The 14,106-nt window shown below is 66.7% G+C and carries 13 protein-coding genes; 8 read left to right on the top strand and 5 right to left on the bottom strand.

The window, feature by feature from the left end; translation table 11 throughout:
• The first annotated feature begins 124 nt into the window (after positions 1-124).
• The 3 genes from ACIBCJ_RS05120 (at position 125) to ACIBCJ_RS05110 (ending at position 2,662) form a co-directional block, all read left to right on the top strand.
• Positions 125-898, top strand: a complete 774-nt coding sequence (locus tag ACIBCJ_RS05120; RefSeq protein WP_365980936.1) for a class I SAM-dependent methyltransferase — start codon at positions 125-127, stop codon at positions 896-898.
• A 155-nt stretch (positions 899-1,053) separates the two neighbouring features.
• Positions 1,054-1,950, top strand: coding sequence for an RNA polymerase sigma-70 factor (locus ACIBCJ_RS05115; protein ID WP_365980937.1), 897 nt, complete (start codon positions 1,054-1,056; stop codon positions 1,948-1,950).
• Between the two features lie 214 nt (positions 1,951-2,164).
• Positions 2,165-2,662 carry an Ohr family peroxiredoxin gene (locus tag ACIBCJ_RS05110; protein WP_186779659.1) on the top strand — a complete coding sequence of 166 codons (498 nt, stop codon included), beginning with the start codon at positions 2,165-2,167 and terminating at the stop codon, positions 2,660-2,662.
• A 47-nt stretch (positions 2,663-2,709) separates the two neighbouring features.
• Here the strand turns inward: ACIBCJ_RS05110 and fdxA are convergent, their stop codons facing one another.
• The gene (gene fdxA, locus ACIBCJ_RS05105) at positions 2,710-3,096 is read right to left on the bottom strand and encodes a ferredoxin (protein ID WP_365980938.1); all 387 of its coding nucleotides are present in this window, start codon (positions 3,094-3,096) and stop codon (positions 2,710-2,712) included.
• Positions 3,097-3,278: 182 nt separating this feature from the next.
• On the opposite strand from fdxA, the gene ACIBCJ_RS05100 reads away from it, so the two are divergent.
• The 4 genes from ACIBCJ_RS05100 to ACIBCJ_RS05085 all read left to right on the top strand — a co-directional run bounded on the left by ACIBCJ_RS05100 (position 3,279) and on the right by ACIBCJ_RS05085 (position 7,961).
• On the top strand, positions 3,279-4,511 hold the full coding sequence (locus tag ACIBCJ_RS05100; RefSeq protein ID WP_365981090.1) for an FAD-dependent oxidoreductase: 1,233 nt from the start codon (positions 3,279-3,281) through the stop codon (positions 4,509-4,511).
• Positions 4,512-4,581: 70 nt separating this feature from the next.
• Positions 4,582-6,312 (top strand): FAD-dependent oxidoreductase, encoded by a 1,731-nt coding sequence (locus ACIBCJ_RS05095; protein ID WP_365980939.1) that lies wholly within the window; start codon positions 4,582-4,584, stop codon positions 6,310-6,312.
• A gap of 174 nt (positions 6,313-6,486) precedes the next feature.
• The gene (locus tag ACIBCJ_RS05090) at positions 6,487-7,236 is read left to right on the top strand and encodes an SDR family oxidoreductase (RefSeq protein WP_186779663.1); all 750 of its coding nucleotides are present in this window, start codon (positions 6,487-6,489) and stop codon (positions 7,234-7,236) included.
• Positions 7,237-7,355: 119 nt separating this feature from the next.
• On the top strand, positions 7,356-7,961 hold the full coding sequence (locus ACIBCJ_RS05085) for a YceI family protein (RefSeq protein ID WP_365980940.1): 606 nt from the start codon (positions 7,356-7,358) through the stop codon (positions 7,959-7,961).
• A gap of 906 nt (positions 7,962-8,867) precedes the next feature.
• On the opposite strand, the gene ACIBCJ_RS05080 is transcribed toward ACIBCJ_RS05085, so the two are convergent.
• The 3 genes from ACIBCJ_RS05080 to ACIBCJ_RS05070 form a co-directional block, all read right to left on the bottom strand.
• Entirely contained in the window at positions 8,868-9,710 is an 843-nt protein-coding gene (locus ACIBCJ_RS05080) for an alpha/beta hydrolase (RefSeq protein WP_365980941.1), read from the bottom strand.
• Between the two features lie 133 nt (positions 9,711-9,843).
• Entirely contained in the window at positions 9,844-11,418 is a 1,575-nt protein-coding gene (locus tag ACIBCJ_RS05075; protein WP_365980942.1) for a cytochrome bc complex cytochrome b subunit, read from the bottom strand.
• A gap of 112 nt (positions 11,419-11,530) precedes the next feature.
• Positions 11,531-11,803, bottom strand: coding sequence for a WhiB family transcriptional regulator (locus tag ACIBCJ_RS05070; RefSeq protein WP_365980943.1), 273 nt, complete (start codon positions 11,801-11,803; stop codon positions 11,531-11,533).
• 226 nt (positions 11,804-12,029) lie between these two features.
• Here ACIBCJ_RS05070 and ACIBCJ_RS05065 point away from each other — a divergent pair, with 226 nt between their 5' ends.
• Positions 12,030-12,623, top strand: coding sequence for a hypothetical protein (locus ACIBCJ_RS05065; protein WP_365980944.1), 594 nt, complete (start codon positions 12,030-12,032; stop codon positions 12,621-12,623).
• Positions 12,624-12,866: 243 nt separating this feature from the next.
• On the opposite strand, the gene ACIBCJ_RS05060 is transcribed toward ACIBCJ_RS05065, so the two are convergent.
• Positions 12,867-13,949: an MBL fold metallo-hydrolase gene (locus ACIBCJ_RS05060; protein WP_365980945.1), complete on the bottom strand. Its 1,083-nt coding sequence runs from the start codon at positions 13,947-13,949 to the stop codon at positions 12,867-12,869.
• Positions 13,950-14,106 lie beyond the last annotated feature (157 nt).

Genomic DNA, 14,106 nt, shown 5'->3' with positions numbered 1-14,106 from the left:
GTTACGGTCCGCCCACTACGACCGGGTGGCAGGTGGATCTGTGACACGGGCGGGTCCTCGCCCTGGATACGGTCGGGTGCCGGACGGCTGTCACACATCCGTCGGGTGACCGGTCCTGCTGGGCATGTACTCCGTCATTTCGAGAGCGCCGGCCCGCCGCCCACCGCCGGACGACTATGCGGTCACCGCGGAGTTCTACGATGTGCTCCAGGCGGAGCAGGACGAGGCCCTCGTCCGGGAGCTCTACGGCCGCGATGCGGCAGACGCGCGTGTCGGAGTACTCGACATCGGAGCCGGAACCGGGCGGGTCACCATGATGTGCCTGGGCGAGTCCCGGGTCGATGTGCATGCTATCGAGCCCTCTCGGGCTATGCGTGCGCCGTTGATGACGCGGCTGGCTGCACTGCCACGGGCGCCGAGGGAGCGTGTCACCGTGCATCCTCGGTCCCTTGAGGAGACGGCACTGCACGAGGTCGCGGATGTGGCGATCTGCCACAACACCATCGCCTGTCTCGCGCCAGAGGCACGGCGAGCGCTGTGGCCGGCCGTCGCCCGGGCGCTCGTACCCGGTGGTTCACTGGTCTTCCAGCTTCCGCCCGCTCGCGTTCCCGATTCGGACACCGTGCGTGTCTTTCCCCTCCAGACGGTCGGGCAGCACGTCTACGGGGGGCACATGGCCATGTCGGCCGTCGGGGACCGCATCCGTACCCGATGCCACTACTGGGTGCGGGGGTCGGAGGGTTTGCTCAGTCGGCACACGGAGACCTTCTGGATGTGGCCTGCTGCTCGCGCAGATCTGCTCAGCGACCTGGCCGGTCACGGCTTCGCTCCGCTGCCCCTGCGGCGTGATCCGGCTGTCCTCGCGGTGACACTCGTGCGCCCGGGGCCTCGCTTCTGACCCGCCATGCTCCCGTCTCCCGCCCCTGCCGGATCTCCCTCGTGTGTGACATCGAGTACCACGCTGTTCGGGTACCGTGTGTTCCTTCGAGTCGCCCGCGCGTCCCGTCTGTGCCGGTTGTAGCATGGGTTTTCTGCGGGCCGGAAGGGATGCCAATGCACGCTGGGGACGATGTGGACGCACTGGAGAAGGCGACGAAGGACTTCGTTGCGTCGCGTCCACAGCTCTTCGGCATCGCCTATCGCGTGCTGGGCAGCACGGTGGAGGCTGAGGACATCCTCCAGGAGGCCTGGATGCGATGGCAGAACGCTGATCGCACCCAGGTCGTCGAGCCTGCGGCTTTCCTGGCCACCATGACCACGCGGCTCGCGATCAATACGGCCCAGTCCGCCCGGGTACGGCGTGAGGCATATGTCGGTCCCTGGCTTCCCGAGCCTGTCGATACGAGCGCGGATCCGCAGATGGGCGCGGAACGCGCCGAGGCGGTCGAACTGGCCGTTCTCCAACTCTTGGAGAAGCTGAACCCTGTGGAGCGGGCCGCCTACGTTCTGCGAGAGGCGTTCGACTATCCCTACGGGCAGATCGCCGAGATGCTGGAGACGAGTCAAGCCAATACCCGCCAGCTGGTGAGCCGGGCCCGTAAGCATCTGGCCGCCGAGCGCGGTGAGAGGGTGAGCCGGTCCGCCCACCAGCGCCTGCTGGAGGTGTTCCTCACCGCGGCGCGGACCGGGGATCTCGAGGCTCTGGAGGATGTCCTCGCTGCGGATGTCGTCAGTTACTCCGACGGCGGAGGAGTGCGTGGAGCATCGAGGATCCCCGTCTTCGGGCGTGCCCGTGTCGCCAGGTACCTGGCCGCCTTCGCCCCCCGTTTCTGGCCGCAGGCACAGGTCCGCTGGGTCGAGGCCAACGGCCGGCCGGCGGTCCTGGTGCAGTTTGGGGAGGAGCCCGTGGCTCTGCTGTCCGTCGATGTCTCGGCAGAGGGCATCGACCGGATCATGTGGGTGATGAACCCGGCCAAGCTGACGCCGTACGTCGCGTCGCTGACAGGTTGAGCACGGCCTTCGAAGACTCAGGAGGCGGCTCGGGGCACGGTGTGTCACAAGGACGGCCACTCGTCGGTCATCTGGTTATCCGAATCTGCGGTTTCCTGAAGACCAGAAGGACAGACGACGTGATGACAGCCATGAGCGGCGCGGCAGGTCCCGCCCTCTGCGGTGTGAGCGGTTGTGGCCGGCAAGTCAAGACTCCTGCCTGGGGAGTCACGAGGTGACCGAACACATCAGACTGCCGGACCTGTCCACGGACAAGGACTTCGACGGCGAGTCCTTCTCCGCCATCTACACGACGACCGTGACGGTCAGTGGTGGGGTGGCCGCCCATGGACGGGCCTCCGGACGAGCGCGGTCGGACGACGGAGTTCTCGACCTCAACCTGCGGATGCCAGCCGCGCTCGGCGGCGACGGGCACGGAACCAATCCCGAGCAGCTCTTCGCCGCCGGCTTCGCGGCCTGCTTCCACGGGGCCCTGAGCCTGGTCGCGCGGCAGGAGGCGCTCGATCCATCCGCGATCTGTGTCGAGGCGACAGTGGCGTTCGGCCGGGATCCGGGAGACGGCGGATACCTGCTCCGTGTCGATCTGGTGGTCAAGTGGCCCGGTGTCGCTCCGGAGGTCGCCACGCCCCTCATCGAGAAGGCGGACTCGCTGTGTCCCTACGCCAGAATGGCTGGTGAGGGAACGCCGTCGACCGTCACTCTCGCTCCCTGACCGCACCGTCGCATGCTCCGGCTGGCGCCCGAGCGGCGGACCGGGTGTCAGCTGGGAAACCAGAGATCGGCATCGGCGGCCTCTTCCTTCCGGATGGTGAACACGGCGGTTTCCTTCTTTCTCCGCGAGCCCTGCGGGGGCAGCTCAGCGACGAAACGGTGGTCGCCTCCGGTGCCCCGGGGCGTGTCCGGCTCCCGGGCGGCCTGGAAGTACTCGGCGTTCACAGAGCGGTAGTGCGCCCACTGCTCAGGGAGCTCGTCTTCGTAGAAGATCGCCTCCACCGGGCACACCGGCTCACACGCGTGGCAGTCGACGCACTCGGACGGGTCGATGTAGAGCGTCCGCTCGCCCTCGTAGATGCAGTCCACGGGGCATTCCGTGACGCATGCTCTGTCCTTGACATCGACGCAGGGCTGCGCAATGACGTACGTCATCCTGTCCTCCTTCGCCCTCGGGCGCGGCACTCCCGGCCAGCCGTTAAGACCGAGGAGATCTTGCTGGTGTGACACCCCGGCGATCGCCGAGGCCCGGCCGGATGTCACAGGAGGCACAGATGCCCGGTCAGTTGGCCGAGGGCCACGTGCCTCGTAATGCGACATCCGAGAAGAGGAACACCGTGTCATCTGTGAACACTTTCGTGATCGTCGGGGGCGGACTCGCCGCAGGAAAGGCGGCTGAGGCACTGCGGGAGCACGGCCATACCGGCCCACTTCTCGTCATCAGCGACGAGAAGGAGCCGCCCTACGTCCGCCCGCCGCTGTCCAAGGGCTACCTGCTGGGCAAGGAAGAGCGCGATTCGATCTTCGTGCACCCTGAGGAGTGGTATGCGAAGAACGCGGTGGACCTGTTCCTGGGCACCAGCGTGCGGGCCGTCGACCCTCTGGCCAAGGAGGTGGAGCTCGACAACTGCCGCTGTGTGTCCTACGGCGGGCTCTTGCTGGCCACCGGCTCGTCTCCTCGCCGCCTGCGGGTTCCGGGTGCGGATCTCGGGAACGTGCTGTACCTGCGGCGGGTGGGTGACAGCGAACGGCTCAAGGCCGCCTTCACCGCGGGCGCACGGATTGTGGTGATCGGCGACGGCTGGATTGGGCTCGAGACGGCGGCCGCCGCACGGATGGCGGGGGCACAGGTGACGGTGCTCGGGCATGGAGATCTGCCCCTGATGAAGGTGCTGGGCCGAGAGGCGGCCGAGGTGTTCGCCCAGCTCCACACGGATCACGGCGTCCGTCTGCGCTCGCGTGTGGAGGTTGAGCGCATCACCGGGGCAGGAGGCCGCGCGGACGGGGTGCTGCTGTCCGACGGTACTCGTCTGGACGCGGACGCCGTCGTTGTGGGAGTCGGCATCACCCCCAACGTGCAACTTGCCGAGCAGGCAGGCCTGGAGGTGCGCAACGGCATCGTCACCGACGCGCACCTGCGGTCGTCGGTGCCCGGGATCTACGCGGCGGGTGACGTCGCCAATGCCTACCACCCGTTCCTCGACCGTCATGTGCGCGTCGAGCACTGGGCCAATGCTCTGAATCAGCCGGAGACAGCAGCGCGGAGCATGCTCGGCCAGGACGCCGTGTACGACAGGCTGCCGTACTTCTACACGGACCAGTACGACCTGGGGATGGAGTACACGGGTTACACGGAGGCCGACGGGTACGACCGTGTGGTCTTCCGTGGCGATCTGGACCAGCGGCGCTTCGTCGCCTTCTGGATGTCGGGCCGTCGTGTGCTCGCCGGCATGAACGTCAACGTGTGGGACGTCGTCGATCCCATCCGGGCTCTGGTGCAGTCCCGGACCGACATCGACGACGCTCTTCTTGCCGACCCCGAGGTCCCCCTCGGCAGCCTGCTGCCCTGATCCGGCCCGTGTCACAAACACCGGGACCAGCCGGTCGTAGTCGGTGACGACCCAAGCGATCGGAGCAATCGTGGCTATCACCGAACGACGTCTTTCCACCGGGGTGCTGGTGATCGGTACGGGCGGGGCCGGCCTGCGGGCCTCCATCGAACTCGCCGAGGCCGGGATGGATGTCCTCGCCGTCGGCAAGCGCCCGAAGGAGGACACGCACACGGCCCTGGCCGCCGGGGGCATCAACGCGGCCCTGGCCACCATGGACCCCGAGGACAGCTGGCAGCAGCACGCCGCGGACACGCTCAAGGAGAGCTACCTCCTGGCCGATCCGCGCACCGTCGAGATCGTCACCCAGGGCGCCGCCCTGGGGATCGATGACCTGGAGCGCTACGGCATGGCCTTCGCCAGGGAGGACGACGGCCGCATCTCGCAGCGCTTCTTCGGCGCGCACAAGTTCCGCCGCACCGCCTTCGCCGGCGACTACACCGGCCTGGAGATCCAGCGCACCCTGATCCGGCGGGCGACTCAGCTCGGGATTCCCATGCTCGACAGCGTCTACATCACCCGGCTCCTGGTGCACGACGGTGCCGTGTTCGGGGCCTACGGTTTCGACCTCACGGACGGACAGCGCTATCTCATCCATGCCGACGCCGTCATTCTGGCGGCGGGCGGCCACACCCGTATCTGGCGGCGTACGTCCTCCCGGCGCGACGAGAACACCGGCGACTCGTTCCGGCTGGCGGTGGAAGCCGGTGCCCGGCTGCGCGACCCGGAACTGGTCCAGTTCCACCCGTCGGGCATCATCGAGCCGGAGAACGCGGCAGGGACCCTCGTCAGCGAAGCCGCTCGAGGGGAGGGCGGCATCCTGCGCAACGTCCTCGGCGAGCGGTTCATGAACCGCTACGACCCCGAGCGCATGGAACTGTCCACCCGCGACCGGGTGGCCCTGGCCTCCTACACGGAGATCAAGGAAGGGCGCGGTACGCCCAAGGGCGGCGTCTGGCTCGACGTCTCTCACCTGCCCCGGCAGACGATCATGAACCGGTTGCCCCGGGTCTACCAGACGCTGCTCGACCTGCAGATGCTGGACATCACCCGCGAGCCGATCGAGATCGCGCCCACGGCCCACTATTCGATGGGCGGCGTGTGGGTCAGGCACGACGACCACAGCACCGACGTACGCGGTCTGTACGCCATCGGCGAGGCGTCCAGCGGCCTGCACGGTGCCAACCGCCTGGGCGGCAACAGCCTCATCGAGCTGCTGGTCTTCGGCCGCATCACGGGCCAAGCGGCCGCCGCCTACTCCCAGGGGCTCACTGCGCAGCCACGCTCTGCGGCCGCGGTGGCCGCGGCACGGGCGGAGATCGACGAGCTGCTCGCGGCGGACGGGCCGGAGAACGTGCGCGCCCTCCAGCGCGCGATCCGCAACACCATGACCGAGCACGCGGGCGTCGTACGCAACGAGGACGGGCTGCGCGCCGGGCTGTCGGAACTCACCGCGATCGAGAAGCGGATGGAAGATGTCGGCGTCCACCCTGACATCGCCGGCTTCCAGGACCTGGCCCACGCCTTCGATCTCAAGTCCGCTGCTCTCGCGGCGCGGGCCACGCTCGAAGCGGCGCTCGAACGCCGGGAGACCCGCGGGTGCCACAACCGAAGCGACTACCCGCAGATGGATCCCGCGCTGCAGGTGAACCTGGTGTGGTCCCCCACGTCGGGAATCACCCACGAGAGCATCGGCCCTGTTCCGGACGAGATCTCCCGTCTGATGGAAGACGTCTCGGCCGACGGCAAGCTCGTGGAATAGACCGCAGCTATCCCGGCACGGAAGGTCCGGAGGGTTCCGAATCCATCCGGGTGCAGTGTCACAAATGAAGTCACCATTCTGTCTTTCCCAGTGAAGAACAAAATTGGCCGATGCGGCGGAACACCGCTTCACGCAACTTCGCCGCGCAGAGAGAACTCGGAGAGGATCCGAATCATGAAGGTTGTAGTCATCGGCGGGACCGGCCTGATCGGCTCGAAGCTGGTCGCCAAGCTGAACGAGCACGGCCACGAGGCGGTGCCGGCCGCTCCCAACACCGGCGTCAACTGCCTGACCGGTGAGGGCCTGGCCGAGGTCCTGCAGGGCGCCTCCGTCGTGGTCGACGTCTCGAACTCCCCCTCGTTCGCGGACGACGACGTGATGGAGTTCTTCCGCACGTCGACCAGCAACCTCCTCAAGGCCGAGGCGGAAGCGGGTGTGACCCACCATGTCGCGCTCTCCGTGGTCGGCACCGAGCGGCTCCAGGAGAGCGGCTACTTCCGTGCCAAGCAGGTGCAGGAGGAGCTGATCAAGGAGTCCGGGATCCCGTTCTCCATCGTCCACGCGACGCAGTTCTTCGAGTTCATGAAGGGCATCTCGGACGCCGCGACCGAGGGCGACACCGTGCGCCTGGCCCCCGTCAAGATCCAGCCCATCTACTCCGACGACGTCGCCGCCGCCGTGGGCCGCACAGCCGTGGGCACGCCCGTGGGCGGCGTGGTGGAGGTGGCCGGCCCCGAGGCGTTCCAGCTGGACGAGCTGGTCCGCAAGGCCCTCGCCGCCAAGAACGACCCCCGCAAGGTCGTGGCGGACCCGAAGGCCCCGTACTTCGGTGCCCAGCTCCAGGAGACCACACTCCTGCCCGGCCCCGACGCGCAGATCGCCGAGACCCGGATCGCCGACTGGTCCGCGCAGCAGCAGCGGTAGAGCGGCAGGCAGCAGGCCGTCCGGACGGGGCGGCCCCTCTCTGGGGCCGCCCCTGTCTTCTCCCGACGGCGCCGCCCTCCCCCGCCACATCACTCCGCCCCCGAAGGAAGCGTCTGGTCATGCTCAGGAACCGCACGCAGAACAGCCTCTCCGAGACCGGCCGGTACACGCCGCTGACCGGCCTCTACACCATCGACCCGGTCCACAGCACGATCGGCTTCTCCGTCCGGCACGCCATGATCTCAAACGTGCGGGGAAAGTTCGACGCATTCGAGGGACTCCTCAAACTCGACGGCTCCCGGCCGGAACGGTCAGAGGCCTACGCGAGTATCCAGACGCAGAGCCTGGACACCGGCATCCGGGAGCGGGACACGCATCTCACCGGCCCGGATTTCTTCGACTCCGCGGTCTTTCCTCTGATGACCTTCCGCTCCACCGGGATCGTGCCGGTCGGAAACGACATGTTCCGCCTGGTCGGCAACCTCAAGATCAAGGACATCGAACTGCCCGTCAACCTCGAGATCACCTTCGGCGGTGCCGGCCAGGACACCTACGGCCAGCACCGGGTCGGTTTCGAGGGCAGGGCCACCCTGCAACGGTCCGACTGGGGACTCACGTGGAACGCAGCCCTGGAAACGGGCGGTGTCCTCATCAGCGACAAGGTGACGCTGGTGCTCGACATCTCCGCAGTGCGCCAGGAGCAGCAGCTATCTCCCGCCGCCTGACCCACTGACGCTCACGCGCACGCCAGATCTCCGGTCGCCGGGGGTCTGGCGCGCTGGTCTGTACGTGGTGCAACTCTCGACGGGCCGTTAGCGGCGGTTGATGGCTGACATGATGGGCTACATCAAGGCCGACCAGGCCACTGTGAGCGGGACGAGCTCCGTGGGAGAGGGCTGGTCGCCGGGGTGACGGCCCGAGTCAGGCCGGTGGGGATGCAACTCATTGGGCAAGGCGGCCTGTTGCTGCCCACTGAGCGAGGGCCGGGGCCGCGCTGGAGGAGGAACGCTCTGCTCGCACCATGGTCGAGAACCACACGCTTGCCCGAGCCACCTCGGAGGCGAGCGGGAGTGAGTGCCGCTCTTTGGAGTACGGCATCCTGGCAGGGGCGAGAAGTGGTCGCCGTCGACCGCTTCTCGCATCCAGACTGTGCTCCCGCTGCTGCACCTGGCAGGGCACGACGTCCTGAGCCTTCACAACCGGACAGGCGGCTGCGCCACGAACCCACGGCAGGGACGTGAGCGCTGCGAAAAGCCTGCCCAGTGTCGGCCAGTGGAGCCGGCACAAGACCTCAACGGAGTGCTCCGGGGAGCGGTCGGCGATGAAGCAGGAAGCCCTACGGCGCCAGCCGTCGTGAACGGGGAGGAGTTCTACGGCTGTGTGAACGTCCGGTCTCGAGCGTCAACGCACGGGATTGCGCAACGCCGTCCGTTGCCCGAGGACGCTGCCCACCGACCAGGACTGCCCCCGTGATGCGTCTACGTGGCCGTCATGAGCGCGGGCCCGACAGGCACCGGACGACTTCCACCGCTCGATCTATGCACGGAGTTGCATGCCACGTGCCGGGCAGAAACCGGGGCGGGATGGCGTGTCGCGCCATCCCGCCCCGGTTTCTGCCGTGGGGCCGACGGTCAGCGGACCGTCCGGGCGGCGTCCTGGATGATGTCGGCGACCTTGTCCGGCTGCGAGACGCTCACCGCGTGCGAGGCGACGGCCTTCTCCGTGTGGGCCTTGGCTCGGTCCGCCATGAACTTCTGGACCTTCGGCGGGATGTTGAGATCCTGTGTGGTCACCAGGACCCACGAGGGGATGGTCTTCCAGGCGGGCTCGCCGGCCTCCTCCTCCAATGCGGCACTGGTCACGGGGCGCTGAGTGACAGCCATCAGATCGGCTGTGTTCTTCGGGACGTCCGCCGCGAACTGGTGGTTGAACTTGCTCTGGTCGATGTAGAGATCGACGCCCTGGGAGCCGTCGGGCTGGGTGATCGGTACCGGCTTGAGGGCCTCGCCGAGGGTGCTGCCCGGGAACTTCCCGGAGAGAGCGAGCGCGCTCTCTCCCTTGTCGGGCAGGAAGGCCGCGATGTAGACCAGCGCCTTCACGTTGTCGGCGCCGCGGGCGGCGTTGCTGATGACCGATCCGCCGTACGAGTGTCCGGCGAGCACCACGGGCCCGTCGATGCCGGCCAGGAGTTCCTTGACGTAGGCGGAGTCACTGCTCAGTCCGCGCAGCGGGTTGGCCGCGGCTACAACCGGGTATCCGTGCCGCTTCAGCTTCTTGATGACGCCGTTCCAACTGGTCGAATCGGCGAATGCGCCGTGGACGAGGACCACGGTCGGCTTGCGGTGCTGGGACGGTGCTCCCTTGCCGGCGCTCGCCGGAGCGACCGACGTGGCGAGAAGAGCGCCTGCGACCGTCGCTGCGGCCGTAAGAGTGAGTGGTGTGCGGAGACGGCGGTAAACAGAACGCGAGTTCATTTCGAAGACCTTTCCGGGAATTTACTGGTGCGCGGCCATGGAGGGATCCGCTTGTGATCCGGGCCTCTTCGGAGCAGAGAAATTACGTTCCTCCTCCGCTTCTGTGACAGGGAACCCGGTCGCCGTGTGACATCTACGGATGAGTAATTTCCTTGTATTCCTTCTCAGTCGGCTTCCGAATCTGCGAAGTCTCTCCGTAGAGACCGCGGCTGAGCCGGCTCCGTAGCCGCTGTACGCGGGTGAGCCTTGCGTTGTCGTGGTCCTTGGTCGGCGGAGCAAGTGGCGCATACTGCTCGTGCGCGGTCAGCGCATGCAGCTCTTCGGGGCCGAGCGGCTCGTGCACCTCGACGTACTCTCCGTGCGGGAGGCGTTTGATGATGCCTGTCTCCCGGCCGTGCAGAACCTTGTCGCGGTCGCGTCGCTGCAGGCCGAGGGCCCAGCGTTTCGCAACGAAGTAGACGACGAGCGGTACGGCGAACAAGCCGATGCGGACCCCCCACGTCACAGCATTGACAGAGACGTGGAAACGCGTTGCGATCAGGTCGTTGGCCGCCCCGATCAGCGACACCATGTACACGCTCAGCCAGGCGGCCCCAAGTGCGGTGCGCGCGGGCCTGTTGCGCGGTCGGTCGAGGAGGTGCTGTTCCCGGTTGTCGCCGGTCACCCACGCCTCGAGGAAGGGATACGCGCCCATTACGGCGAAGAGTCCGACGCCCACCAGTAGCGGAACAAGGTTGTCGAGGGCGAGCGTGTGACCCCAGGCGCTGATCTCCCATCCGGGCATGACCCGCAGGAGTCCGTCGGCCACGCCCATGTACCAGTCGGGCTGTGATCCGGCCGAGACCTGGTCGGGCCGGTAGGGGCCGTACTCCCAGACGGGATTGATCTGTGCGATGGCTGCGAGGAAGAAGATCACACCGGTGACCAGGAAGAAGTATCCCGCCGCCTTCACCGCATACACCCGGGCGGGTATGCCGACGACGTTGTCGTTGGTGCGTCCCGGCCCGGGGTACTGGGCGTGCCTGTGGCGGAGGGACAGGACGATGTGGGCGAGGATCAGCGCCGTCATGAGGGCCGGGATCAGCAGGACATGGATGGTGTGGAAGCGGGCCACGAGATCGTTTCCCGGGAACTCTCCGCCGAAGAGGAACATCGACAGGTAGGTGCCGACGATGGGTATGGAGAGGATCGTTCCGTTCACGACGACCAGCCCGGTGCCGGACAGAAGGTCGCCCGGCAGATCGTATCCGGTGAGTCCCCCGAACATGGCCAGGATCAGCAGGGAGAACCCCAGGACCCAGTTGAGCTCACGCGGTTTTCGGAAGGCGCCGGTGAAAAAGACCCGCATCATGTGTGTGAACACGGCGGCAACAAATACCAAGGCCGCCCAGTGGTGGGCTTGCCGGATGAGGAGGCCGCCACGCACGTCGAAGGAGATGTGCATGGTCGAGTCGAACGCCTCCGAGACCAGCTGCCCCTGCAGCGGCACGTAGCTGCCCTCATAGATCAGCTGCTCGGACGACGGGTGGAAGTAGAAGGTCAGGTACACGCCCGTGAGGACGAGGACGACGAAGCTGTAGAGGCAGATCTCTCCCAGCAGGAACGACCAATGCCCTGGGAAAGCCTTCCGCAGTGCTCCCCGGGCACTGCCGCGGTGGCCCAGCCGCTCTTTCGTCCACTGGGCGACCCTTTCACCCGACTCATTCACGGTGGCACTCCAACGGCTGGGATTGCGGACGTCTGTCTTCCATACGACCAGACACCGTGTGAATATGTGACATAACCGTGTCGCGGTTCCGTCCCCAGCACCCCGGAACCGGTCACGCGACGGCCTTCACGGTGGTCCGGGTCGTCCGGCGTGCCAGTTGGCGCCTGATGGCACGGCGCTCGCTCTCCGTAGTGCCGCCCCAGATCCCCTCCATTGGCGGGACCCCGATCGCCCAGTTCAGGCATGTCTCCATCACGGGGCACCGATGGCACACGGCCTTCGCCTCATCAACCTGTACCAGCGACGAGCCACTGTTGATGTTGCCTACAGGGAAGAAGAGATCAGGATCCTCGTGTCGGCAACTCGCCTTCTCACGCCAGTCCATGGCTGAGCCTCCTCGGTGACGAAGTATCTGGCTTGTGAGACCGGGCACTGCCCGTATGTGTGACACAGGGGTTTCCGCACATCGAGAGAGCTCGCTCGGGCCTGACAGACTTCCCCTCGACCCCCCGTTGCACTCCCTGGGGGACAGTGGCAACAATTGGTACATCTTTGTGAGGAGCGGGCTCCCGCTTATGATGTGCACGTACGGATGAGAATGAGAGGAACACATGGTCTCGGGAACTCGCGCGGCACACAATGTTGAGATCACCGCAGAGAGCCTCCAGGAGGACCTGGCCCGCCTAGAGGTCCAGAAGCAGGCACTCGAGCGGGAACTGGCCGCAGTCGTGGCCCACCTCGGCTCCGTTCAGCGTGCCCTCAGCGCTCTCGAGGTCCTCATGCTCACCCCGGCAAGCACGGGCTCCGCCGAGCCTGCCGCCGCTCTCCCGCGCACAGAACGCCCCCGGGCAGCCGAGGCTGCGCCGGCGGACGCTGACGTCCCCGTCAAGGACGCCGACACCGCCGGGTCCCGGACCGAGTCGCGCGTCGAGCAGCCGGCACGGCGGCCGCAGACGGCGAAGAGGACCTCGCGCTCGCCCCGCACCGAAGACGGCCAGCAGCGGAACTACGGCAGGCTCACTGAGCAGATCCTGGAGTACTTCGCGGGCGTCGGCGACGCCGACGTGCGCGCTCGTGATGTCGCGGCGGCACTGGGCCGCGATAGTGACAGCGGGAGCATCAACGCGGTTCGCAGCACCCTCGACCGTCTCGTCGGCAACTCCCGTATCCGCCGGGCTGGCCGTGGGCTCTACCGCGCCCGGTAAACACCCTGACTGACCGCTCCGGACGCCGGCTCGCGGGGGACCGAGTGGCGTCCGGAGCAGCTACGCACCTGCTCGGCTCCATCGGCAGGTGCTGAAGCGTGTTCCAGACTGCTGCCGCAGGGTACCTACATCACAGCAAGAACACTGTGAAAAGTGTATCGCATTTCAACAGTGTGCTTGCCACGTCTCCGTGCCTGCTGCCTGCCGGTCACCGCTACGACGGGCAGCAGGCGTCGGGGCTCTTCAGGGGCGGATACCGAAGGGGCCGAGGATGCCCCCGTTGATGCGGTGGGATTCCATCAGCGTCGCGGCGTGCCCCAGGGTGTACACGTCGGCGCCTGCCAGTATGCCGGTGTACTTGTCGGACACGGGTTCGGCGGCCTCTCGGGCAACGGCGTCGAGGTATGTTTTGAAGATGGCCCAGGCATTGCCGCTGGGGCCGTACTTCGTCATGTACGGCGTGGGGTCCACGGTGGCCAGAGCGGTGCGCACGGACGCATCGAGGTCTGATATATACCGCTTTTGGAGATATGCGTCCGCTCGGGTACCGAGGCGCCCCAGGTGCCCGCCGACCAATGTCTGCCAGCGGTAGTTCATCGCCACGTCATGCGCGTCCACCCAGGCGGGGATGCTCTCGGACATCGCGAGGTTCTCGAACGGCACCCAGCCGGGGTAGAACACGTCCACCAGCAGGAGCGTTTTGTACTCGGGCGCGTAGACATAGATGTTGTCGGGTGAATGGTTCGGACCGTGATAGGCGAGCTTCAGCGTCTCGCCCCCCACCTCGAGCACGTACCTGTCGCGGAACGTCTCCTTCGGCACGGGGCGATTTGGATCTGACTGGTACTTGAGCAGCGCGCGGGTCTCCTCGTGACCGATGCGCACCACATCGGGACCCAGGATGGCGGACGCTCCGATGTGGTCGGCGTGGGAGTGGGAGTACACCAGATGCGTCACCTTGCTCGGCCTGCCGTTGGCCTTGGTGACTTCACCGATGGCGCGCAGAAGGTTGTGTCCGATCGTCGGTGGCGCGTCGACGAGTACCACGCCCTTGCGTGTGGTGAGGAACATCGAGGTGTAGAAGCTGTCAGTGACCCAGTAGAGGTTGCCCTGGATCTTGCCGACGTGGTACCCCTGCGCATTCATCGCCGGACCCAGGGCGCCGGCAGGTACCGGTGCGAAGTCCGGCAAGGTTTCCCGTTCAGCAGCGCCGGCGGTCCCCGCCATCGTCGTGCCGAGCAGTCCCGCCGCAGCAGGCACGGCGGCCGCGCCCCTGAGCACACTGCGCCGCGTGGCCGGTTCAGTTCGCCGGAGAGTGTTGGTCATCGATTCGCCTTCCAGGACTCGCACCGGGCACGATGCGCCCGGCATCAGACATCACAAAATCGGAGGGTTATACACAATGTTGGATGTTGCGGTGTGTTACTGAGCACACTATGACAGTGGATGATTCCGGTTGATTAATGACAAACCGCTTCCGGCT

This window comes from Streptomyces sp. NPDC051136 (assembly GCF_044455745.1).
Lineage (GTDB): Bacteria > Actinomycetota > Actinomycetes > Streptomycetales > Streptomycetaceae > Streptomyces.
The sequence above is the reverse complement of the archived record's forward strand: the minus strand, read 5'-3'. Positions and strand labels throughout refer to the sequence as shown.

What these genes read in the sequence shown, in the direction of transcription:
- ACIBCJ_RS05060 (WP_365980945.1), bottom strand. Translation starts at nt 13,949, where the DNA reads ATGACCAACACTCTCCGGCGAACTGAACCGGCCACGCGGCGCAGTGTG.
- ACIBCJ_RS05090 (WP_186779663.1), top strand. Translation starts at nt 6,487, where the DNA reads ATGAAGGTTGTAGTCATCGGCGGGACCGGCCTGATCGGCTCGAAGCTG.
- ACIBCJ_RS05070 (WP_365980943.1), bottom strand. Translation starts at nt 11,803, where the DNA reads ATGGACTGGCGTGAGAAGGCGAGTTGCCGACACGAGGATCCTGATCTC.
- ACIBCJ_RS05065 (WP_365980944.1), top strand. Translation starts at nt 12,030, where the DNA reads ATGGTCTCGGGAACTCGCGCGGCACACAATGTTGAGATCACCGCAGAG.
- ACIBCJ_RS05115 (WP_365980937.1), top strand. Translation starts at nt 1,054, where the DNA reads ATGCACGCTGGGGACGATGTGGACGCACTGGAGAAGGCGACGAAGGAC.
- ACIBCJ_RS05080 (WP_365980941.1), bottom strand. Translation starts at nt 9,710, where the DNA reads ATGAACTCGCGTTCTGTTTACCGCCGTCTCCGCACACCACTCACTCTT.
- ACIBCJ_RS05120 (WP_365980936.1), top strand. Translation starts at nt 125, where the DNA reads ATGTACTCCGTCATTTCGAGAGCGCCGGCCCGCCGCCCACCGCCGGAC.
- ACIBCJ_RS05085 (WP_365980940.1), top strand. Translation starts at nt 7,356, where the DNA reads ATGCTCAGGAACCGCACGCAGAACAGCCTCTCCGAGACCGGCCGGTAC.
- fdxA (WP_365980938.1), bottom strand. Translation starts at nt 3,096, where the DNA reads ATGACGTACGTCATTGCGCAGCCCTGCGTCGATGTCAAGGACAGAGCA.